This window comes from Acetobacter ghanensis (assembly GCF_001499675.1).
GTDB lineage: Bacteria > Pseudomonadota > Alphaproteobacteria > Acetobacterales > Acetobacteraceae > Acetobacter > Acetobacter ghanensis.
Genome location: NZ_LN609302.1, coordinates 967896 through 990964, shown reverse-complemented (window position 1 = coordinate 990964; position 23069 = coordinate 967896). Strand labels below are relative to the sequence as shown.

General features: G+C 53.0%; 19 protein-coding genes, 1 tRNA gene, 2 rRNA genes and 2 pseudogenes (1 of these 24 only partly in view). 7 read left to right on the top strand and 17 right to left on the bottom strand.

Going from position 1 to position 23069, the window contains the following annotated elements; genetic code table 11:
* Positions 1-15: 15 nt before the first annotated feature.
* The 6 genes from AGA_RS04855 to AGA_RS13925 all read right to left on the bottom strand — a co-directional run bounded on the left by AGA_RS04855 (position 16) and on the right by AGA_RS13925 (position 4873).
* Entirely contained in the window at positions 16-819 is an 804-nt protein-coding gene (locus AGA_RS04855; RefSeq protein ID WP_059023263.1) for an urea amidolyase associated protein UAAP1, read from the bottom strand.
* 40 nt (positions 820-859) lie between these two features.
* Positions 860-1330: a nickel-responsive transcriptional regulator NikR gene (gene nikR, locus AGA_RS04850; RefSeq protein ID WP_059023262.1), complete on the bottom strand. Its 471-nt coding sequence runs from the start codon at positions 1328-1330 to the stop codon at positions 860-862.
* Positions 1331-1342: 12 nt separating this feature from the next.
* Positions 1343-2284 carry an ABC transporter ATP-binding protein gene (locus AGA_RS04845; protein WP_172793719.1) on the bottom strand — a complete coding sequence of 314 codons (942 nt, stop codon included), beginning with the start codon at positions 2282-2284 and terminating at the stop codon, positions 1343-1345.
* Complete coding sequence (locus tag AGA_RS04840) at positions 2263-3225, bottom strand: ABC transporter permease (protein ID WP_059023261.1); 963 nt, start codon at positions 3223-3225, stop codon at positions 2263-2265. The genes AGA_RS04845 and AGA_RS04840 overlap by 22 nt, the downstream gene beginning before the upstream one ends.
* A gap of 20 nt (positions 3226-3245) precedes the next feature.
* Entirely contained in the window at positions 3246-4229 is a 984-nt protein-coding gene (locus tag AGA_RS04835) for an ABC transporter substrate-binding protein (RefSeq protein ID WP_059023260.1), read from the bottom strand.
* 407 nt (positions 4230-4636) lie between these two features.
* Positions 4637-4873, bottom strand: coding sequence for a hypothetical protein (locus AGA_RS13925; protein ID WP_059023259.1), 237 nt, complete (start codon positions 4871-4873; stop codon positions 4637-4639).
* Positions 4874-5391: 518 nt separating this feature from the next.
* Here AGA_RS13925 and AGA_RS14040 point away from each other — a divergent pair.
* Positions 5392-5562: pseudogene (locus AGA_RS14040) on the top strand (IS5/IS1182 family transposase); the annotation flags it as partial.
* A gap of 160 nt (positions 5563-5722) precedes the next feature.
* Here AGA_RS14040 and AGA_RS04820 read toward each other — a convergent pair.
* The 7 genes and pseudogenes from AGA_RS04820 to araD form a co-directional block, all read right to left on the bottom strand.
* Positions 5723-6208, bottom strand: coding sequence for a GlcG/HbpS family heme-binding protein (locus tag AGA_RS04820; RefSeq protein WP_059023257.1), 486 nt, complete (start codon positions 6206-6208; stop codon positions 5723-5725).
* A 71-nt stretch (positions 6209-6279) separates the two neighbouring features.
* Entirely contained in the window at positions 6280-6927 is a 648-nt protein-coding gene (locus AGA_RS04815; RefSeq protein WP_231946019.1) for a GlcG/HbpS family heme-binding protein, read from the bottom strand.
* A gap of 116 nt (positions 6928-7043) precedes the next feature.
* On the bottom strand, positions 7044-7901 hold the full coding sequence (locus AGA_RS04810; protein WP_231946018.1) for a DoxX family protein: 858 nt from the start codon (positions 7899-7901) through the stop codon (positions 7044-7046).
* Positions 7902-7998: 97 nt separating this feature from the next.
* Positions 7999-9291 carry a carbohydrate porin gene (locus AGA_RS04805; RefSeq protein WP_231946017.1) on the bottom strand — a complete coding sequence of 431 codons (1293 nt, stop codon included), beginning with the start codon at positions 9289-9291 and terminating at the stop codon, positions 7999-8001.
* 231 nt (positions 9292-9522) lie between these two features.
* Entirely contained in the window at positions 9523-11016 is a 1494-nt protein-coding gene (locus AGA_RS04800) for a CoA-acylating methylmalonate-semialdehyde dehydrogenase (protein WP_059023254.1), read from the bottom strand.
* Between the two features lie 43 nt (positions 11017-11059).
* Positions 11060-11899 (bottom strand): HpcH/HpaI aldolase family protein, encoded by an 840-nt coding sequence (locus tag AGA_RS04795; RefSeq protein WP_083503549.1) that lies wholly within the window; start codon positions 11897-11899, stop codon positions 11060-11062.
* Between the two features lie 32 nt (positions 11900-11931).
* A pseudogene (gene araD / locus AGA_RS04790) lies at positions 11932-13709 on the bottom strand (L-arabinonate dehydratase).
* A 126-nt stretch (positions 13710-13835) separates the two neighbouring features.
* Between araD and AGA_RS04785 the strand changes: the two are divergent.
* From AGA_RS04785 to AGA_RS04760, 6 genes are all read left to right on the top strand, one after another.
* Positions 13836-14753 carry a LysR family transcriptional regulator gene (locus AGA_RS04785; protein WP_059023253.1) on the top strand — a complete coding sequence of 306 codons (918 nt, stop codon included), beginning with the start codon at positions 13836-13838 and terminating at the stop codon, positions 14751-14753.
* A gap of 158 nt (positions 14754-14911) precedes the next feature.
* Entirely contained in the window at positions 14912-16285 is a 1374-nt protein-coding gene (locus AGA_RS04780; protein WP_083503548.1) for an MFS transporter, read from the top strand.
* A 52-nt stretch (positions 16286-16337) separates the two neighbouring features.
* Positions 16338-17537 carry an SMP-30/gluconolactonase/LRE family protein gene (locus AGA_RS04775; protein WP_059023251.1) on the top strand — a complete coding sequence of 400 codons (1200 nt, stop codon included), beginning with the start codon at positions 16338-16340 and terminating at the stop codon, positions 17535-17537.
* Between the two features lie 74 nt (positions 17538-17611).
* Positions 17612-18337 (top strand): gluconate 2-dehydrogenase subunit 3 family protein, encoded by a 726-nt coding sequence (locus AGA_RS04770; RefSeq protein ID WP_059023250.1) that lies wholly within the window; start codon positions 17612-17614, stop codon positions 18335-18337.
* A gap of 449 nt (positions 18338-18786) precedes the next feature.
* Positions 18787-20190, top strand: coding sequence for a GMC family oxidoreductase (locus tag AGA_RS04765; RefSeq protein ID WP_231946015.1), 1404 nt, complete (start codon positions 18787-18789; stop codon positions 20188-20190).
* Positions 20191-20192: 2 nt separating this feature from the next.
* The gene (locus AGA_RS04760) at positions 20193-21461 is read left to right on the top strand and encodes a c-type cytochrome (RefSeq protein ID WP_194299305.1); all 1269 of its coding nucleotides are present in this window, start codon (positions 20193-20195) and stop codon (positions 21459-21461) included.
* A gap of 42 nt (positions 21462-21503) precedes the next feature.
* Here the strand turns inward: AGA_RS04760 and AGA_RS13420 are convergent, their stop codons facing one another.
* The 4 genes from AGA_RS13420 to AGA_RS04740 all read right to left on the bottom strand — a co-directional run.
* Entirely contained in the window at positions 21504-21701 is a 198-nt protein-coding gene (locus AGA_RS13420) for a hypothetical protein (RefSeq protein WP_157065305.1), read from the bottom strand.
* Positions 21702-22258: 557 nt separating this feature from the next.
* Positions 22259-22336 (bottom strand) — tRNA-Met (locus AGA_RS04750).
* A 53-nt stretch (positions 22337-22389) separates the two neighbouring features.
* Positions 22390-22505: ribosomal RNA gene (rrf, locus tag AGA_RS04745) — 5S ribosomal RNA — on the bottom strand.
* Positions 22506-22617: 112 nt separating this feature from the next.
* Positions 22618-23069: ribosomal RNA gene (locus AGA_RS04740) — 23S ribosomal RNA — on the bottom strand (it continues 2289 nt past the right edge of the window).

Below are 23069 nucleotides of genomic sequence, written 5' to 3'. Positions count from 1 at the left end.
AATCTGGCTCCTGAATCAGGCAAAAAGGATGTCTGTGTTGTCAAATCCGCGCCGCGCTTCTTCACAAAAAGTCCGGCACAAATCATCCGCAGCAGGTTCAGGAGCCTGCCAACGCACTGCCTCAATCGGTTGAGGAGAAAATTCCGTATCTGGTGCAAGCGGATGCGGGCAGTTCGATACAGCCACGAGCAGGTTCATCTCTGCGCGCAAATCAACATGGTCACCCGGCTGCACATCACCTTTCACCCATTGAAAGCTGCCATCCCCCTGCGTGCTGATATGGGAGAAAAACGTAATGCAGGATGCAACATCATGCTGCGCCAAACCGTATTTACCGGCTGTCAGACGCAAGTTATTGCGGGTATTCCGCAAACCTTCGGAACCAAAGTTACGCAAATTACTCTGTGGGGTGCTACCGCCGACCAGCGTATCGCTAAAACCACAGGTATCGCCAATAATGGAGGCCAGAACACGCCCCATATCCGAAAACAAAACACGCCCCGTTGTCAGGCATGTCGTCCATTGCAGCTTGATGGTATCCCCTGCATTATAACGTTCGCTCATGTCGTCGGCATTCCACAACATGACTGAGACACCATTATTACCCGCAGTATTAATGAGCCGCAGCGCCTGACCACGCGGCACAAACGTGCTCCAATACCATCCACCCGGTATGGTCTCCCGGTGCAGAACACTGTCATCTGTCATTTCAATAGGCGCCCCAGATGTGCGGGCACTATGTTCTGACTGGAGAGCCTGATCCCGCAACTGGTTGTAACGGGCACGATACCAGTCTGGCGTTTGCTGGTCTATTTGCATAAAAATCTCCTGTATTTGGTCAGGGATAGTCAAAAGCGTTTCAGGACGCTTCCATATCAAGTGTCAGTTCCCGTCCTTTTTCATGAACAGGAGGAATGAGGGATGCGATCAGATGCAGACGACCAGAAATAACACCAGAAAGAGTTACAAACTGGTCTGCAATTTCCTGAAGTTTTTTAACTTTCCCCTGAACCAGAAGCACTTCAAGTGTCTGCCTACGCACAAGATTGACATGCAGGGAGCTAATGACCTCTGCAAGGTTTTCATATTGTAGCTCGGCAAGTTTCTGTTGCAGGTTTGTTGCAGCATTATTGTAAAAAAGCACAATAACGCCCGCCATGAGTTCATCCCCACTTTCCTGACGGCAAGCCATCAACTCCTGATGCAGAATATTCTGAATAGCCTGAGAGCGGCTGGCATATCCTTTTGCCGCCACCATGGCATCCAGTTCATGCAGAATACTGGGTGACAATGAGATACTGACACGACTGATCTGTTCTTTTCCGCTCATAACGTTATCTCCTTACTCGACCTTGTCTGTAACAAGAGTGAGGAGCGGTAGATCGATTTCCACATCCTCATCGTCCACATGATCTTGTGTACCAAACGAGCGAATAAGTCCTTCAAGATGTGCCTTGGTCGCCAGAAACTCAGCCGACGTCATCTGCTCTGCCCGGCGGGGGCGGGAAAGAGGCACTTCAATAACCTCCTCTATCCGGCCCGGATGCGGCTTAAGCACAAGAATACGGTCAGCAAGATAGATAGCCTCATCCAGATCATGCGTAATAAACACAATCGTAATGTCGATTTTCCGCCAGATCTCCATCAGGTAATTCTGCATTTTAGTGCGCGTCTGAGCATCCAGCGCACTAAAGGATTCATCCATCAACAAAACGCGGGGAGATGCGGCGAGAGCACGTGCAATGGCCACACGCTGCTGCATTCCACCGGATAGCTGATGAGGATAAGCCGTGGCAAACTGCTCCAGACCGATCATCTGAAGCCACTGCATAGCCTGACGTTGCGCCTCAAGGCGGTCAACGCCTCCCATTTCTATGCCGAACATAACGTTGCGACACACATCCAGCCATGGAAACAGCGTATATTTCTGAAAAACCATTCCTCGGTCGGAACCCGGCCCACTTACGGGCTTTCCGTCCATAAGAATACGTCCGCTTGAGGCATCTTCCAAACCGGCAAGAATGCGAATGAGCGTGGACTTGCCACAGCCGGACGGGCCGACCACACAGACCAGTTCACGCCTATGCACACCAAACTCAATGTCATCCAGCGCTACAGTGCGGTTACGCTTTTGCGTAAATACCTTGCTGACATGGTCCACTTCCAACACGTAGTCGCGCTGTTTGATCTGCGCCATACGCGCCGCCACGTCTGCCGGAAGGATACGATAGTCCGGGAGAGCTTGCCCTGTATGATCAGACATCAGCCATTCTCCCTTTTCCATGTGAACACTTTCCGGCCCACAAATCCAAGAAACATATCCGTCCCAAGACCAACAATGCCGATCAGAGCCATGGCGGCATATACATTATCAAAATGCTGGTAGCGTGCCTGCTGCGTAATAAACCATGTGATCCCAGATGATGTGCCGATCAGCTCCGCAACAATCAGATAAGTCCAGGCCCACCCCAAAAGAATACGTTGGTCTCTATACAGGTCTGGTAAAATACCTGGAAGAATCACGCGAAAGAGAAGCCGAAGGCCTTTGGCCCCCAACGTGCGGGATGCTTCAACCAGCGCAAAATCGAGCTTACGCGTTGTATTGGCAATAACCAGAATTTGCTGAAACAAAGTGCCAATAACAATAATAGCAATTTTAGGCGCGTCATAAATCCCAAGAATAGCGACGGCAAGCGCGCCAAAGGCCGGAGCAGGCAGGTAACGAAAAAAGTCCACAGACGGCTCAATAAGCCGGGAAAAGGCCGGAATAGCACCACATAGAATGCCCAGTGGCACTCCCATCAAGGAAGAAATCACAAAGCCCCAGAAAATGATTTGAATACTGTGCGCAAAAGCCTGCGTAATAGAGTGTTCTGCTCCAACTGGTGCTGAAGATGTAAAAGCGTTTACAAACGCTTTCAGAACCTCACCCGGAGATGGCAGATAAACGGGATTACTCGGAATGCCTTGCGGAACCGGCTGGTGCTGCATCTGCATTTCTTTAACAGCACGCGCAAAATCAGCCCGGTTCATCCGCATCCCTTCTTCCAGATACTCTTCCCCCCCTGGATCGGTAATCAGGACCTGAGGATGCCAAATAAATGGAAGGTAACTCACCCCACTCCATGCAAGTAAAGGCAGGATTACCGCCAGAATACCGAATATATTCCGCAACATCCGGTCTGTTCGGCCAAATAGCCTCCATGAAGCAAAGAAGCCTTGCATGACGTTCTCCTGCCCCACCTTTATTTAACAGATGTGGTTAGTGATGGATCGATATAACTATCGATATCCTGATGCTCTTTGTAAACACCCTGCTGTACGTTAAATTTATCGGAAATTTCTGTTGAACCATACAAAGAACCCAAACCACTCTGTTTTACAAAAACGGCTTTATCGTCAGAAATCGTAAGTAGGTGTGTGCCTTTGAGGAAACGTTTGTATGCAGCTGGAGTTACGCCAGTGCGCGCGGCCATAATCCGCAAGGCATCAGGCTGTGTTTTAGGGTCATTGATATACGTTACAATATGATCCCACACCCCAACCAAACGCTGCCACTGGTCACGATTATCGTGCAGGGATTGCGGATCAACAACAATAGTATCGTAAATCAGCCCTGGCACTTCGTGCGAGGTAAACACAGGCTTAGAACCGGGAACAGCATGAAGCGCCTGACCAGAATTCGGCTGCCATGCAACAATAGCTGCAACCTGCCCGGAGGCCAGAACCTGCGGCGTCTCATTTGTTTTTGTGTTAACAAGATTAACATCTTTTTCGCTCAAGCCAGATTTTTCCAGCCCTTTAAGCAGAAGCAAATGGTCTACTAACCCTTCTTCTACCGCGATCGATTTACCTTTGAGCTCCTGCATATTGGTAATGCCCGGCTGCGCGACGACCATATCATTGCCATCAGAATAATCTGTAGCAAGAATCATCACGCCTTTATGGCCATTCGCCCCGGTCATAAGAGCGTCACCATTTGTCGCCATGACTGCATCTAGCTTATGGGCGGCAAACGCATCTAGCGATGCACTGTAGTCAAACCACTGGAAATCGGCATCAACCTTTGCCTCTTTCAACCACCCTTTATCAATGGCGACCTGCCACGCGACCCAACCTGGCCAGTCACTATAACCAATCTTCAACGATGCTGCAGATGCAGTTGTAACAGACACTGCAGCGCAAACACTGGCAAGCAGGCCCTTGCGGAGGAATGATGAGAGGCTCATGAGGACTCCAGTAATACGAATTTCATAAAACGTATTAACAAGTCTCATCACAAACACACGCTCGTTGCAATGAAAAAACGTTCTCTATTCGGAACTATTTTCCCAGCATGAAACGCATTTACGCGAAGATGCTGTTTCAGAAGGATTTTTGAGGCAGAATTTGAACAGCACGGATGTTGCCGGTCCGTTTATAACTCGTGGCAACCTTTGCTCAGAGCGGCAAATGAGGTCCATATTCTCCAAGGATAAGTTGGATACCAACCGACGCGTGATGCTGAGCGAACATACGTGACGATCTGTTTCAGACTGCACAGCGCTGCGAAGTCGGGAGCAGTCGAACATTCAGCGCGGGCGTATAATAATATTCCCATGCCTGACGCAGATCCTCATGCGGTACCCTTTTTCCGTCAACGGGCCAGAGGCATGGTGGCATCCCCCCTTCCTTCTGCATCCGTTGTGCGGGCATTGGACCTGGCTTCAATCAGCGGAAGTGCGTCAATGGAACGGATGAAATTGTCCCAGCCGTTACGGAACATGGACCCAATATTAACCGCGTTGACGGTATAACCCGCGCCCGCGCAAATCCCTATCGCGCCGATATCCGGTCTTGGTTGATGTAGCCCCCACGTGGAGATGGCCTGCATCTACGTCACACCCGCGATATCGGAGAAGGTACAGAATGTTCGTCTTAATGGTCCGTAGTTGCAACATCAGAATGAGGCGTCAAATGCGGATGTAAGCTTTATCGTTACGCAGGCCGGTAATGAACTGCTGAAGAAACACGCACAATTCGGGTATTGGCCAAAAATGAATGGGACGCTCTATCGGGCATTCCGATATTCTTGCTGCTTTTTCCTGCCAAATGCTTCGGCGATTTCACGTATCCTGCGTAGCGCGTCTTAAATCCTACGGCAGGCTGGAAAAGGTCATGGGATGGAAGGTTACCAGAGCAATCGCACCAAAGGTCCCAGGCTATCTGGTGTGCCGTTTGTGCGCTTGATATCGCCTATGTCAGTCCACCCACTTCAGCATCGCCCCCTGTGTTTGCAACAGTGTAAGGCATATGCCACGAACGTCGAGCGCACCCTGGCAGGTGCGCTCATCAGGACGACTTTCGGTGCCGTCGGCAAGGCGTTCTCGAAGACACCTCGAAGCGACGTGGAAATCAAAGCCGCCTTACAACTGGCATCTATATAAAAAGCGCCATCTGATCGAAAATATGTTCGCAAAGCTGAAAGACTGGCGACGTTTAGCGACCAGATAGGACCGCTGCGCTCATACATTCATATCTGCAATCCACATCGCAGCAAGCTTCATCTTCCATCTCAAAAAAATAAGTCCCAACCTAGCAATGACATTAAGTTACGAACATCATCTGGAATATTCAACTATCAAGATCGGGATTCTCTAACTAACCACCATTCCTTCAACGTCCGCCAACAAAGAAAGAGATAGAATTTTATTGCCTCAAATTCTATCTCTTTCTTTTATTTTTATGGATGAAAACTACCAGCGGTATCCGTCGCTACCGCATCATCCAGATCATCCGTGGCACCACTCACACCCACGGCACCAATAAGATACTGGCCGTTCATGACAGGGGCAGAACCCGGCACGGCCGTAATGCCCGGCAGCGTTGTGAGGAATGCCTGATTCTGACTGACACGTTCCGCCAGCACTTTCCCACGGGAACTGTAAAGAGCCGCCGTTCGGGCCTTCTTGATGGCTGTTTCATCAGTCCCAGTCTGAGAATCATCCATCCTTGTAAAAGCCAGCAATCTGCCTGAGGCATCCACAATCGCAATGCTCACTTTCATGCTCCGCTGCTTTGCTGCTGCTTCTGCTGCATTCAGCAAGCTTTTTGCGCCAGCACTGCTGAGCACAGTGCGCGTTAGTACCTTGCCGTCATCAGCCAGCGCCACAGCCATTGTGGAAAAGCTTGCAAGAATGGCCAAAGGCCCGAGAAATTTAAGTTTCATGTGACGTCCTGACCTAAAGAAGTTTTACCAACTTTTATTTTTGTAAAAAGCATTTCCTGTCGCATGACGCTTCAGTGAAAATGCTTTGCCGTATCAACTACAAGCGCCTGCTCGGCTTCGTTCGTATCACCACTGGTGCCAATACTCCCGACCACAGTTTCACCCTGCTTGAAAACCGCACCGCCCGCTGAAGGCAGGATGCCCGGAACAAAACCGATTGGAAGATTTTGCGCGCGTGCGGCATCAAAAAACTCAATTGTATTGCGGGCAAATCGTGCTGCAGATTTTGCCTTGGCAATTGAAGCTTCTACACATCCTGCATATGCGCCTTGCATCCGGATGAACGCGACGAGATTTCCATCCGTGTCTTCAACAGCAATGCACAGCTTAAGGTGACGGCTTTCAGCCAGACCAACCGCATAATGCGCCATATCCATCGCAGCATCTGTCGTAATGTTGAGCTGCGGCGCCGTCGAGGCTGCCTGCGCCAACACGGGTGAGGCACACAAAAGAGTGGACGCAAAAGCTGCAAATATTTTTTTCATTGCAAAGGGTACCTTATTGAAGATGTTATTATTGACCCAGTCGTGACGTTTACTCTTTCCCTCCGCCAAGATTGCAAAATCATAAACGTCACGCAGTAGAAAATTTGATGCCGAAACCATCGGATCGAAAAACAACCTACAATTAATTAAGTATAAATCAAATAAATCTTTCATTTATCACGCCTATGTGATAAATACTTCCATAATTTTATATCTTTATTCAATACATACACAATAATTATCACTCAAGATATCTACCTAACCTGAAACCTATCTCCAGAGCATACCCTTCAGTCCCTGGTCATCACATAATCTGGGCGCGTTGAGACACAGAATGGCATCAGGAAGCGCGGCATCCGCCCATGCGCAATCAGCCAGCCATCAAGAGAGAATTTTCCCGCACCCGCAATAGCAAAGCTGGCAAAAAATACGATCATGAGCATCGGATATTCCCAGCCGCCGACGGGAGCATTATTCCACGTAAAGCCATCCTCAAAATGGCGGCCATATTGGTTGGCAATCAGATAATAAAGTGCCGCTCCGACCCCAGCCAGGCGCGTTAAAAAACCCATCCCGACACCAATCGCGATTGCAAGCTCACACAAACCCGCCACAATAACCGCATTCCCACCAGAGGAGAGGCCAAACCCAACAAACACCTGCGCCATATGGTGGAAGGAATCCACTCCGGCAAAGAGTTTTTCAGAAAAATGCCCGACCATATCAAAACCAAAATAGATACGAATTACCGCCAGCTGCCATTGCAGGTGCCCATTCCATCCAGAGGCCCGAAAATGCGTCCAGTCATGGATCATGCAATCCGCATAAAGTGCTAGATAAATCAGGAACGTAATACTGGAGCTCGCCATACCAGGAAACGAACCATGAATAGCCGCAACCCGCCAACTGATGACAAAAGGTAGGAGAGACCCCAGGAAACCAATCACAAAGCTTGCTGGCATCACAAAAACTGCAATGCTCAGCGAAAGGATATCCAGCCCTATTGTGGACCAACGTGCAAAATCTGGAATAACTGGCACGATAAAGGACGAATAGACCATTGTACCGGCAGAAACAGCCAGAGCCCCCCATAAGAGCCAGGAAGGCACATAACGCGGGCTTAACGCTGTAAAAGACGGAACCAACATATTTGGCTTCATGAACATGGTTTTTCTTCTTGTAAAAGATGCCAATTTTTAGCCACACAAACGCATGACCCTATCCGAAACTCTTCCTTCAGCATCGTCATAACGTGGCATGGGCATTCACCCCCAGCACTGCGGCATTCCTGACACGTCCGGAGCCTCCCGGCCGCCAGAAATACTGAAAATCCGGTGCAATATCGATGCCATTGCAAACATGGACGTTATAGGTCGCATCGAATATGGACTCCCGGCTGGCCAGAAGAGGTTTGTTGGGTGAGAGAGGATCCAGCAGAACAGCCCCCTGCCCCGGCTGCCAAACCGATTTGACATTTGGACCATAACGCAGAGCAGACCATGTCAGACCCAGCGCATCACGCGGGCGGCCTGCAAACTGCCCGACATCTTCGATCCCCACATACGCCTGATCCGAGATAACGGAGATCCCGGACGTCACATGCGTATAACCACCCAGAATGATGATGCCGCTATCCGAATATTTCCCGTTACGCACCAGCATCTGATCAAATGCGATGTAGCTGATCATCTGGCCGTGCCGCCACCGTGTGGGAGCGTCTGTTGTTGCATTATTGTATGCATGCGGGGAAGAATCCCACAGCATACCTGCTTTATAATGACCATTAAGCCTGTGAGGTCCAAACGCCGGCTCATACCCTCCACCAAGGGCCAGTGTTACGCCGGTTATGTGGTCACCACCCCAATCCGTGCCAGCCGTGCCACCTTTGAGGGGGCTGGTCTCATACGCTCCAAACGTGACATACGTTGGCTTGGTTGGGCGCACGCGCAGGACTGCGGACCATGCTGTTCCGGGCCAGGAAGAATACCCATCCGTCAATGTCGTTGCACGTGGCTGGCTACAGGTCGCCTGCCCCATGACCAGACATTGCAGCGGGCTGGAATCAAAATCCGGGCCCGGCGCATAGCGTCCTGCCGTCAAAATAATCCTGCCATGCAGCCATTTCTTTTGTGCGTAGAAATATACCAGATGTATGAGCACGTTCCCGCCCCCACCATAAATCTGTTGTGGGTTAACCACCCCATCCTGCAGAGCATCTGTTGAAAGCCTTCTGCCATGACGTTGAACGACAGTGATTGTGGTCGTGAAATCCGGAATATTGAAAATTTTCCCCCAATCCAGATCAACCTCTAAGGCCACCTGCCCTGCAAAATCCTGTGCTTTTCGTGTGCCTCCCGTAAGATTGCCTGCAAATTCAGACCAGTCATCCAGAAGAATATCAACGCCTTTTTTTGAAAGCGATGACCGCCAGCGTCCCACGTCGCCCTCCAGAAGATGCGTGACGGGCGGAGCGGGAGGATAGTCCGAATCAGGCGGTATCGCGTTAAGAATTACAGGTCGAGCGCCCGGGCCAGTCACTGTAGACTGTGCCCAGGTTTCGGCCGCAGGAACCAACATCGCAACCACCAAAGCCACGATGAGAGGAAAGTACCGCATGACACGCGGCCACTACAGAGTTGAATAAAAGTAAAACATTCTGAAACCTCTTTTATTGTTCTTATTATCGATTTCTTTGTTGTTGTTTTTGTAAAGTTGGAACGCTGCTATCTTGCTGACAGCTGACGCGCTCCTTTTTAGTCTGCGGTCGGTTTAGCCATGTGTTGGCATAGAAAACTCTGCCCCGATCCGAATACCTGTCGGCCAGCGCTGTGTGACAGCCTTCATACGTGTGAAGAACCGTATCCCTTCCGGACCATGCATATGGTGGTCGCCAAACAGGGAATCCTTCCACCCCCCAAAGGAATGAAACGCCATCGGCACCGGGATCGGCACGTTAATCCCGACCATCCCTGCCGTGACCCGATGCGAGAAGGTGCGTGCGCTATCCCCATCCCGCGTAAAGATGGCAGTACCGTTCCCATACGGGCTGCCATTAACCAGCGCGAGAGCCGTTTCAAAATCTGGCGCACGCATTACGCACAGGACCGGGCCAAAAATTTCCTCGCGGTAGATCTCCATCTCCGTGGTCACGTTATCGAAAAGCGTACCGCCGAGAAAAAATCCGTTTTCATGCCCTTCCACCACAAGCTCACGCCCGTCGACAACCAAAGTCGCGCCTTGTTCAACACCTGTATCAATCAGCTGCCGAATTTTTGCCCGATGCTGTGCGGTGACAACCGGCCCCATTTCACTGCGTTCATCCGTGCCAACACCAATACGCAGCGCCTTAGCGCGGTCTGCAATCATTTCGACAAGCGGGTCCGCTATCGGACCAACCGCCACAGCAACGGAAATGGCCATACAGCGCTCTCCGGCTGATCCATAGGCTGCGCCAATCAAGGCATCAACGGTCTTTTCAAGATCGCAATCGGGCATGACGATGGCATGGTTCTTCGCCCCACCTAGGGCCTGAACCCGCTTGCCGGCTGCCGTGCCGGTTGCGTACACATGTTTTGCAATGGGAGTGGAGCCAACAAAGCTGACCGCTGAGATGGCAGGATGCTCAAGAATGGCGTTAACCATATCCTTATCACCATGCACCACCTGGAACACACCGTCCGGCAGCCCGGCTTCCCTGAAGAGATCCGCCAGAAGAACAGATGCTGATGGGTCCCGCTCAGAGGGCTTCAGGATGAAGCAGTTCCCCGTCGCGATGGCCATGGGTGCCATCCATAAAGGCACCATGACCGGGAAGTTAAACGGTGTGATACCTGCGGCAATGCCCAGAGGCTGGCGTATGGTCCACGCATCAATGCCGCGGCTGACCTGTTCGGTATATTCGCCCTTGAGAAGCTCAGGTGCCCCCGTGGCGAACTCCACCACTTCCAGCCCGCGTGTCACTTCACCTTTTGCGTCTGAGAGCACTTTCCCGTGTTCAGCGGTAATAATAGCAGCCAGCTCGTCACGATGCGCCTCGATCAAATCACGGGCTTTAAACAGGATACGTGCACGCGTCAGCGGCGGCGTTTCGGCCCAGCCTGGAAAAGCCTTTTGTGCAGCCGCAATCGCCGCTTCCAGGTCATCCGCATCACCCAATGCCACCTGATGCGCGACGTCACCCGTTGCCGGGTTGAAGACATCAGACCGACGCGTGCCATGCCCCTCCGTATGCTGCACACCAATAACGTGAGGAATTATCGCCATTTTTTACTCCTGCTGTTCAGGGATATTGAAGAAAAAAGAACGGTTAATAAGAGGCCGGAACTTCGTGCTGGGCAGGCCCCTCTTTTTCCGGTGCAGACGGTGAAGCGATCAGGCGCCGCACCTCTGCAACACTGTCCTGTGCGGCTTGCGCAAGCAGGCGCACATCGTTGGAAACTGTGACCAGATCACACCCCCATGAGAGTGCTTTGGCGGCATAGGCAGCCGAGCCGTTGTGCAACCCCATGCGGAGCCCAGCCGCGTGAGCCATCGTCCTGATATGATGGATGGCCTCAAGCATCTCCGGCTCTTCACGATCAAACCCGGTGCGGTAACGCCTGCCTGTCAGCCCCAGCGTGAGATCTGCCGGACCGACATAAACGCCATCCAGACCGGGTGTGCGGACAATCTCTTCCAGATTGCTCATCGCCTCAGCTGTTTCGATCATCGCAAAACAGAGCACCTCGTCATCGGCAACAGCCGCATAATCGCTTCCAAGTGCAAAATTTGCCCGTGTCGGACCAAAACTTCGGCAACCATGCGGCGGATACCGAACATAGGAAACAAGCCGCTCTGCATCCGCGCGCGTATTGACCATCGGGCAGATGACGCCCCATGCCCCGGCATCAAGCGCTTTCATGATGGCACCCGGCTCAAGCCAGGGCGTGCGAACCATTGGCGCCACACCCGATGCCCGCATAGCCTGAAGCATAGCGACCATGGTGTCATAACCAACAGCACCATGCTGTGTATCAATCGTCACGGAATCATAGCCGCAAGAGGCCATAATCTCAGCGGAAAAAGAGCTTGCGATAGAAAGCCAACCGTTAATGGCGCCTCTTCCCTCGGCCCAGATTTTGCGTATCGGATTTCTCTGCATCTTCATCACCCTGTGCCTGCCTGTTCGACCGGAGAGGTTTAATAAATGACCGGTTCCGGCACAGGCGTGCCAAAATCAGTCTGGAGAAAATCGAAATCACACCCCTCATTAGCCTGTCGCATGTGATGGGCCGCCATCCAGCCATAGCCGCGCTCATAACGGGATTTGGGAGGCACCCATGCTGCACGACGCCGCTCCAGTTCGTCCTCTGGAACATCCATGGAAATTGAACGCTGTTCGACATCAATGGAAATGATGTCTCCTGTTTTCAAAAGCGCTAATGGGCCGCCGATATAACTCTCCGGTGCCACATGCAGCACACAGGCCCCATAGCTGGTCCCGCTCATGCGGGTGTCTGAAAGGCGCAGCATGTCGCGCACCCCCTGCTTGATAAGCTTTTTGGGGATTGGCAGCATGCCCCACTCCGGCATGCCAGGCCCACCCAAGGCCCCGCATTACGCAGCACGAGAACGTGATCAGGTGTCACATCCAGCGTTTCGTCCTCAACCGCTTTCTTCAGGCTGGGATAGTCATCAAAGACCAAAGCTGGTCCGCTGTGTTTATGAAACTTCGGATCACAACATGCCGGCTTCATCACACAGCCATCGGGGGCAAGATTCCCGCGCAGAACCGTCAGCGCTCCTCCGTCTTTCCCGGTGAACATCGGTTTATCGAGCGGGCGGATCACATCATCGTTATAAACCTCAGCGTTCCCGATATTTTCGCCAACTGTTTTGCCCGTTACCGTCAGGCAGGTCAGTGTCAAGAACTCGGAAATACGGTTCATCAAGGCCGCAATACCACCGGCGTAATAGAAATCCTCCATCAGATAGGTCTGACCAGTCGGCCGCACATTTGCGATAACCGGCACACTGCGGCTGGCGCGATCGAAATCATCAAGACCGATATCCACACCTGCACGTCGTGCCATGGCAATGACATGGATAATGGCGTTTGTTGAACACCCCATGGCCATCGCCACGGCAATAGCGTTGAAAAATGCCGGTTTTGTCTGAATTTTTGATGGCTTCAGGTCTTCCCACACCATCTCAACAATGCGCCGGCCAGAGCTTTTGGCCATCCGGATGTGATTGGAATCAACCGCAGGGATTGAGCTTGCGCCGGGTAACGAGAGGCCAATCGCTTCCGCAATCGCCGTCATGGTACTGGCCGTCCCCATTGTCATGCAGGTGCCAGCACTCCGGGCAATCCCGGCTTCCACGCCCTGCCAGTCTTCCTGTGTGATTTTTCCTGCCCGCAGCTCGTCCCAGTATTTCCAGGAATCGGCGCCAGAACCAAGGGTTTTCCCATGCCAGTTGCCCCGCAGCATCGGTCCGGCTGGCACGTAGATTGCCGGGATATCCATGCTGGTTGCACCAAGCAGAAGGCCGGGTGTGGTTTTATCACACCCGCCCATCAGCACCGCCCCATCTACCGGATAAGCCCGCAGCAGCTCCTCGGCTTCCATCGCCAGCATGTTGCGATACAACATGGTTGTGGGTTTCATAAAGTTTTCGGAAAGAGAAATGGCGGGAAGTTCCAGCGGAAAGCCGCCCGCCTCCAGAATTCCACGTTTGACGTCTTCTGCCCGCTGCCGAAAATGCATATGGCAGGGATTAATGTCGGACCAGGTATTAAGGATGGCAATAACGGGTTTTCCCGTCCAATCTTCCGGGTCATACCCCATCTGCATTGCACGGGAACGATGTCCGAAACTACGTAAATCGGCCGGGCCAAACCATCTCTCACTCCGAAGCTTGCGCTTTTCGGGAGCATTCGCAGCCGCGTCTGGCTGAACTCCGGCATCTTTCGTCATGCTCTCACTCTCCTTGCCCCCGCCTTCTCCAAAACAAGGGGCGGGTGTTTGTGCGGCAAGTTAGGACGTGACAGAGGAAGAGTGTCCAACTTAGATACAGCATTGATCGAGATAGGATTGATATCGATGCTTCAGCTCACTCAGGTGCGTTGTTTTGTCGCCGTTGCAGAAGAACTTCATTTTGGGCGTGCTGCAGCCCGACTGAACATGACGCAACCGCCCCTCAGCCGGCAGATCCAGTTGCTCGAGCATGCGCTTGGTGTCGCACTGCTGGAGCGCACTAGCCGCCATGTGCGCCTTACACAGGCCGGGATTGTCTTCCTGCCGGAAGCAAGACGCCTACTCCGGGGCGCTGAGGATGCTGTACTGGCGGCACGCCGCGCCGGGCGCGGGGCGCTGGGGCAAATTGCCATCGGGTTCACCCCTTCAAGCAGTTATGACTTCCTGCCGCGGCTGATTTCAGCCCTTCAGGCTAAGTATCCGGATATTGAGCTTATTCTGGAAGAGATGATCACGCGGGATCAGATCACCGCACTAACGTCAAACAGGCTGGATCTGGCCTTTGTGCGGCCGCCCTTTGGCGCAACGAACGTTACTTTTCTGCCCGTCCGGTCCGAGCCGATCGTGGCAGCCTTACCGGCCCATCATCCTCTGGCAAGCCATGAGACCCTAACCCCCATGGATCTGGATGGGCAGGATCTCATTATGTATTCGGTGCTGGGCGGCGGCTATTTTCACGATCTCGTGCAGCGGCTCCTCGTCAGCGCAAACATCCAGCCACGCCTGATCCATCACCTCACACAGATCCACGCTCTTCTCTCCCTCGTCAGAAGCGGCGTAGGAATGGCGCTAATTCCCGAATCCGCATCACGGCTTGATATCGGAAATGTTATCTGCCGTCCGTTGGCGTTTGGGGATGACATTCTGGCCGAGCTTTACATGGCCCATCGCGCGCAGGACACGAGCCCCCTGCTGCGCAGCGTGATGGCTGTTGTCAGCCAAATTACAAAAGAAACCACGCCGGTTCTTACGCTCACGTTATAACATCCCTGACGTCTGCTCCCGCGTTCCCCCGTCAGCAATGCTGATCCTGCATCGATCCATACGAAGTTTAATTTTGACCTAATCAAATCGAATGCGTTCCCTGTTTTCTGAAAGGTCGCGTGAAGTCTTGGCACAACACGCACAAAGGAGAAAACAGGGTGACCAGAACAAGAGGGCCGACAAGCTCCACCGTCACACATGCTACAGGAACACCCGAAACAGCACGCGTGGGGCAGCGGACCGCCGTACGCTATAGTGTTCTTGCGTTCCTGTTCACAATCACCGCCATTAACTACGGGGACCGCGCCACACTGGGGATTGCAGGCACCAGCATCTCGCAGGATCTTGGGCTCACCCCTATTTCGATGGGTTACATCTTCTCCGCCTTTGGGTGGGCCTATGTGCTGAATCAGGTGCCCGGTGGCTGGCTTCTGGACCGGTACGGCTCTATTCGCGTCTATGGGGTCAGCCTCTTTGCCTGGTCTGTCTGCACACTGGCCATTGCAGGCGTTTCTCATGTTCCGCATGCCCTGATGTTCCCGACCCTGTTCCTGCTGTGGGCTGCTCTCGGACTTGTGGAAGCTCCTACCTTCCCGGCTAACAGCCGTATCGTGTCAAGCTGGTTCCCCACATCAGAACGCGGTCTGGCCACGTCCATTTTCAATTCTGCGCAGTATGTAGCGGTCGCCTTCTTTGCCCCATTGATGGGCTGGGTCACTCAGACCTTCGGCTGGAAATACATTTTCAGCCTGATGGGCGCACTTGGCATGGTACTGGCCATTATCTGGCTGGCCAGAATGTATCCGCCTGCCCGACATCCCGGCGTGAACGCGGCAGAACTGGCCTATATGCGTGATGGCGGGGCGCTGGTGGACATTGATGACCCCGCCTTGCAGGTCAAACAAACTCTCACCCGCAAACAGATCCGCTTCATGCTGACCAACAGAACGCTGCTTGGCGTGTATGGCGGGCAGTATTGTATTACGGCGCTGCTGTATTTCTTCCTAACGTGGTTCCCCCTTTATCTGCACCAGTCACGCGGCTTCTCACTCACGGCAACTGGGTTTGCCGCCAGCGTTCCGGCCCTGTGCGGCCTTGCCGGGGCAATCTTCGGCGGTGCATTGTCAGACAAGCTTCTGCGTACCGGTCGTTCTGAAAACATCGCCCGTAAAACGCCCTACGTACTTGGCATGGCAGCAGCGTCCTCCATTTGTCTATGCAACTTCATCCAGTCCGGGTGGCTCATTGTTGCTGTCATGTCCTTTGCCTTCTTCGGAAAAGGGATTGCAGCCATTGGCTGGGCTGTCATTTCCGATATTGCCCCAAAAGAAACACCCGGCCTTGCGGCGGGTATCTTTAACGGGGTTGGTAACATTGCCGGCATCGTCACACCAATCGTCATTGGATACATTGTCGCATTGACAAAATCCTATGATGGCGCGCTTGTTTTCGTCGCAGCACACTGCATTGTGGCAATTATCCTCTATCTCTTTGTTGTTGGTAAAATCCGGAGGCTTTCCCTTCCCACCTAAAGTCCTGCTCTCTCATAAAATTCGAAAAAGAATAAAAAAAGAAGAGACGACCATGTCCAATAACTTCCCTCTGCTCAGTCACGCCCTGTCACGGCGTTCTGCCCTCAAGGGCCTTGCCAGCGGTGTTGCGCTAGGAGCCCTTGGCGCAACCGGTGCTTCACGCGCGCTGGCTGCGGACCAACCACCGCGTCTCCCCGCAACGGTTATCGCATCGTCTCCCCGTTTCCTGTGTAACGCCATTGCCGCGACACGGAATGGCACGCTCTTCCTTGGCGCGCCCCGCTGGGAAACGATGGATGATACACCCGGTGTTTTCCGCGCTTCTGCAGACGGAACGCTTCAGCCGTTCCCTGGTGGCATGTGGAACCAGTGGACGCCCAGCGCGGACCCAGCCACGGCATTTCTGATGGTCAACGGCCTACATATTTTTAGTGATGATACCTTGTGGGTTGTGGATCAGGGCATAGACCCGAAGGCAAACGCCACCGTGCCCGGCGGCCAGAAGCTGGTTCAGCTTGATCCGCAAAGCGGCAAAGTGCTGCAGAGTCTGCGCTGGGGAAAAGATATCCTGCCTCCGGGCGCGACGATGAATGATCTGCGCATTGCCGGTGATCTCATGTTCGTCACAGATTCCGGACTAGGCGGTATTATCGTTCATAATATGCGCACCGGAAACACGGTGCGACGGCTCTCTGAGCACCCTCTGCTCCGGGCGACATACGCCAAACCCATGATCGGACGAGACGGACACATCTTCCGGGATAAGGATGGCAAACGCCCCCTTGTCCACTCGGACATGCTGGAAATTACGACGGACCGAAAATGGCTTTACTTCTCCACCCCTATCGGCCCGCTGCGTCGCCTGCCCGTCTCGGCTTTGCTGGACAACAACCTGACGGATGCACAACGCGCAGAGAAAATTGAAACAGTAACTGAGATGCCCACCATGATGGGAACGGCTATTGATACACTGGATAATTTCTATTTTGCCGACGCCGAACGCGGCCGGATCATGGTCCTGACGCCCGAGGAAAAGAAACTCGTTCTGTTTGAAGATCCGCGGTTGGTTGATGGTGACGCGCTGTTTATTACCGCTGATCGTCGCATGTTGGTGCCAATTCCGCAGACAGAACGCCTGCCGCCCAATAACGCAGGGGTCAATGCCTTAAAGCCGCCTTTCATCAGTCTTTCCTTCCCGCTGCCGGAAAGTCTGCATGGCCACCGTTTGGGCAATGCAGCCAGCAGTCTCTGAAGACACTTTTCAAAATCATCAAAACACTTGGTTTTTCTGTCTATTTTCCACAGAAACCCGAGAGGACGACAGTTATGAGACGCCGTGACGCCTTAAAAGGAGGGCTGGTGCTGTTAGCAACAAGCACACTGGCCTCCATTTATAAGCCCGCTTATTCAAAAACGCTTGTTGGTGGGAGTAGCGCGTGGAAAGCGCAACCTCCGCCGCCGTTGTCAGTCGTTGATTCCAGCCGGCTGGTGTATTTGACGCAGGATGAAGCAAAGCTGGTTGGGACAGTGTTTGACGTTCTCATCCCCCCCGATGAACTTGGTATGGGTGCGACCGAAGCCGGATGCGTGACCTTCCTTGATCATCAGCTTGCCGGCCCCTTTGGCTCCGCTGCTAAAGATTACAAGCTAGGGCCGGTCGTAGAAGGAACGCCCCAACAGGGACCGCAAAGCATTGCGACCCCTGCGGAAATTTACCGCAAAGGCCTGGCTGAACTGAACACGGTCACCCGGAAAAAATTTGACAAAGCCTTTCCGGATCTTACCGAAGACCAGAAAGTCGCCTTCCTTGAAGGCATGGAAGCCGGAACGATCCAGTTCGAAACCGTGAAAGCCAAGGACTTTTTTACCCTCCTTCTCCAGAACGTGCGTGAAGGATATCTCGCGGACCCAATGTATGGGGGCAACCGCGATATGGTGGGCTGGAAACTGGTTGGGTTCCCGGGCGCAGTTTATGATTACCGTGACTGGATTGTTTCCAAACGCGGGCAAAAAATTGATGTGCAACCCGTCAGCCTTCTGAGGACGACCTGACAGAGGCGGCGCCCTCTGATCTCTAGAAAAGATGATGTGGCGCTCTATGCCACAGTATAAAAATAAGGTGCAAATTAATGCATTATAAAAGACCAAAAGCCGATGTTGTTATTGTCGGGCTGGGATGGGCTGGCTCCACGATGGCCGAAGAACTGACGCGCGCAGGCCTGAATGTTGTGGCCATTGAGCGCGGGGCATGGCGCGATACCTCAACAAGCTTTCCGACAACGCGTAATCCGGACGAATTAAGCGGCTCCATCCGCAAGGACATCCTTCAGGCACCAGTCACCGAAACCTATACAGTGCGCAACCGACCGGGCGAGACAGCACTCCCTCTTCGCAAATACCATAATCTTACACTGGGCAATAACGTGGGCGGGGCCGGAACCCATTGGGCGGGTGCGAGCTGGCGCTGGCAGTCTTTTGACCACCAGCCCTATAGCCGCGTTATGGAGCGTTATGGCGCCAAACAGCTGGTGGATGGCCTGATTCTGCAGGATTGGGGTGTGACATACAATGATCTTGAACCGTTCTATGACCGGTTTGAGAAAATTGCCGGCACATCCGGCACAGCAGGCGTCATCAATGGTGTAAAGCAGCCTGGCGGCAACCCGTTTGAAGATTCCCGAACAAGTCCTTACCCCACCCCAGCCCTGGAACGCACACGCGCCAACATTCTGTTTTCAGAAGCCACAACACGGATGGGCTACTCCCCCTTCCCGGTTCCGTCCGCCATGATCGGCGGCCCCTATACCAACGCACTCGGCATTAATCTGGCCCCCTGCACATACTGTGGCTACTGCCAGCTTTACGGGTGTGGCAACTGGTCAAAATCCAGCCCGAACATCTGCATTCTGCCAGTTCTCATGCAGCGTCCGAATTTCACTGTTGTCACAGAATCAGAAGTTGTCCGTATTAATACAACGCCTGATAAAAAAATGGCTACAGGTGTCACTTTTGTTGACTCAGACGGCAATATTGGGGAGCAGCCAGCCGATATTGTTATCACCGCCACATTCACGCTCGATAATACGCGGCTTCTCCTCCTGTCGGGGATCAGTACACCTTATGATGTCAACACCGGACAAGGTGTCGTAGGACGCGCCTTCACGTTCCAGACCTTGTCCTGGGCCTTCATGTTTTTTGAAAATGAATATCTCAACCCCTTCATGAATACAGGAGCTCTCGCAACCCAGATTGACGATTTCAACGGCGATAATTTTGACCATACCGGGCTAGGATTTATTGGCGGCGCCGGCATTCAATCCCTGTGCAACCAGGGCCTCCCCATTGGCATGTCCGGTCTTGTACCGGAAGGCAGTCCACGCTGGGGCAAAGGCTGGAAAAAAGCTTTCCAGAAAAGCTACCAAAACTATGCACAAATTCAGGGCCAGGGCACCAATTTTGCGCACCGTGAACAGTTCATGGATCTGGACCCAACATACAAGGACCGGTTTGGACAACCGCTTCTGCGCATTACCTACGATTATAATGAAAATGATCGCCGTTCAGGCCGATTCATTCGTGATAAATGTGTGCAGATTGCTAAAGAAATGGGGGCGCGGGAAGTCAAAGGCGTCTCGTTGGCGGACGATCCCTATTCAGGCTACACGCCGTGGGATTCCTCTCACGTGCAGGGTGGTGTCGTCATGGGAGAAGACCCGAGAACCAGCGTGCAAAACCGCTATCAGCAGAATTGGGACGTACCCAATCTGTTTGTGATCGGCGCATCATCTTTCCCCAACAATGCCGGCTACAATCCTACGGTTGCCGTGGGCGCAACGACCCTATGGACGGCTAAGGCTATAAAAGAACTGTATCTCAAAAAACCTGGCCCACTGGTGAGATTATAATCATGACACGAAATCTTCTTCAGCGTGCTCTGCACATCAGTCTTCGCAGTGGCGTTGTTTTGTCTCTCGCAGCGCTTCCACTCTGCACAGTCCATGCTCAAAATACGCCTGTGAATGCGCGCATGGAACATGGCCGCTACCTCGCCATTGCGGGGGACTGCCTTGCCTGCCACACCGCAACAGATGGCAAGCCTTTTGCCGGTGGCCTTGATTTGAAAACACCTTTTGGAATCATCACCACCAGCAATATTACTTCTGATAAAGAAACCGGTATCGGTAACTGGACATTCGAGCAGTTTGATAACGCCGTGCGTCATGGTAAAGGATCGAACGGACATCTTTACCCCGCCATGCCCTACACGGCTTACAGCCAGATCACCGATGCCGACATTGCTGATCTCTGGGAGTATATTCGCGCCCTTCCCCCTGTAAGCCATAAGGTAGAGAGCAATAAACTTCCCTTTCCTTACAATATCCGCACTCTGCTCGTGTTCTGGAACATCCTGTTCTTTGAGGATGCCGCTTTTGTTCCTGATAGGTCAAAGAATGACGAAATCAACCGTGGTGCCTATCTGGTCCAGAGCCTCGAACATTGTGGCACCTGTCACACCCCCAAGAATGCCCTTGGCGGCGATACAAAAGACTCTTTTCAGGGTGCATCTCTTCAGGGATGGTTTGCGCCTGACCTGACCAACAATACCCACACCGGCCTTGGCCAATGGACTGCGGACGATATCGTAACGTATCTGCGCAGCGGCACCAATCGCTATACGGCAGCATCTGGCCCGATGACGGAAGCCATCGTAAACTCAACCCAGCATCTGACGGATGCAGACCTGAAGGCCATTGCAGCCTATTTCAAAGCCTTACCACCCCGCACTGTCTCCCCTCCCCAGCCTCTGGCTACCTCGAATGCGCAGATCACTGCGGGCCATCGGGACTTTATGGTGGAATGTAGTGCCTGCCATCGGAGTAGTGGTGCGGGTATCTCTAACATGATCCCGGACCTCCGGAATAACCCAGCTGTCAATGCGTCAAACCCCGATAGCCTGCTGAATATCGTGCTCAAAGGCACGGAAGGCCCTGCGACACACACAAACCCCACTGGTGCTGCAATGCCCGGCTTTGGCTGGAAGTTGCAAGATGAGCAAATTGCGAACATTCTGACCTACATCCGCAATAGCTGGGGGAATGCCGCTCCGGCTCTTTCCGCTGCGGATGTCAGCAAAGCGCGTATTGCTATCAGTGCCCAACCAGCCGTCCCGCGCTGACAAACACACCAGGGCGTGTCGTCAATTAGCGCGATTGTACTTCTATCCGACCAGTGATGTTTTCTCCCTGTTTTTTAGGGAGAGGGAGAGGGAGAGGGAGAGGGAGAGGGAGAGGGAGAGTGTGAATGCGTTGGTATGGTCTGAGCGATGGTCAGTGGGAGCAGATAAAGGATATTTTCCCGGGTCGTGAAGGTCATGTCGGCGGGACAGCGGCGGATTGACTTCGAAAATCCACGCCATTGTCGATGCTGCAGGAAAGACGGTCGCCCTATCCCTGACGCCCGGGCAGAGAGCGGACATCAAAGAAGCATATCCCCTGCTGGATGAAGTCGACCCTGCAACCTTTATGGCCGACATGCTGATCCGCTTATCAAAAAGATAGAAGAACGGCAGATCGCACCGATTATCCCTTCAGGGAAAAACCGACGCGATCCACGGAAAATCAGCTTCCATCTCTACAAAACAGAAACATCATTGGACGCTTCTTGCCAGGCTGAAGCAGTTCAGGGGCATAGCAACACGCTACAACAAGCTGAAGTCAACGTTCCTCGCAGCAGCATAACTCGTTCCCGCCATCATCGGAATTAACTGACGACACACCCTAGACGAGAAGCGCCAGGAGGCGGCCGAGGTGATCCGTTCACTGATCGAGGCGATTATTCTCACGCCATCCGACAAAGGCCTCCAGATCGATAGGACGACCTTTCCGTCAGCCCGATTTCCTCCTACACGGGATTCCGATCACAAAAACCCGCCGAGTAAGGGCGGGTTCATCGTGTCTTTTCATTTGGAATTCATGGTTGCGGGGGACAGGATTTGAACCTGTGACCTTCAGGTTATGAGCCTGACGAGCTACCGGGCTGCTCCACCCCGCGATGGTGATTGTGTTGATTTTGTTATGAGAAGATTTGTGAGGGTAGACTGGAAGACCTGGCGGCGACCGACTTTCCCGCGGCTTAAGCCGCAGTATCATAGGCGCTGGGGGTTTTCACGGCCGAGTTCGGGATGGGATCGGGTGGAACTCTCCCCGCCATGGCCACCAGGTCATCCAGACCACCCTTTAGGGTGTGTGGATGCGGTTGGTGCGTTTTGGTGTTTTAGCGTGTGACGCGGTTATGGATGATTTCTGTGCACGGGCCATCTTTTCAGATGGTGTGAGAGTGAGCCTATTGGGTGATTAGGACCAGTTAGCTGCACGTGTTACCACGCTTCCACATCTGGCCTATTAACGTGGTGGTCTACCACGACCCTCAGGGAGATCTAGTTTTGAGGTGGGTTTCCCGCTTAGATGCTTTCAGCGGTTATCCCGTCCATACTTAGCTACCCGGCTGTGCCGCTGGCGCGACAACCGGTGCACCAGAGGTATGTTCATCCCGGTCCTCTCGTACTAGGGACAAATCCTCTCAAATCTCCAACATCCACGGCAGATAGGGACCGAACTGTCTCACGACGTTCTAAACCCAGCTCACGTACCACTTTAATCGGCGAACAGCCGAACCCTTGGGACCTGCTCCAGCCCCAGGATGTGATGAGCCGACATCGAGGTGCCAAACCTCCCCGTCGATGTGGACTCTTGGGGGAGATCAGCCTGTTATCCCTAGAGTACCT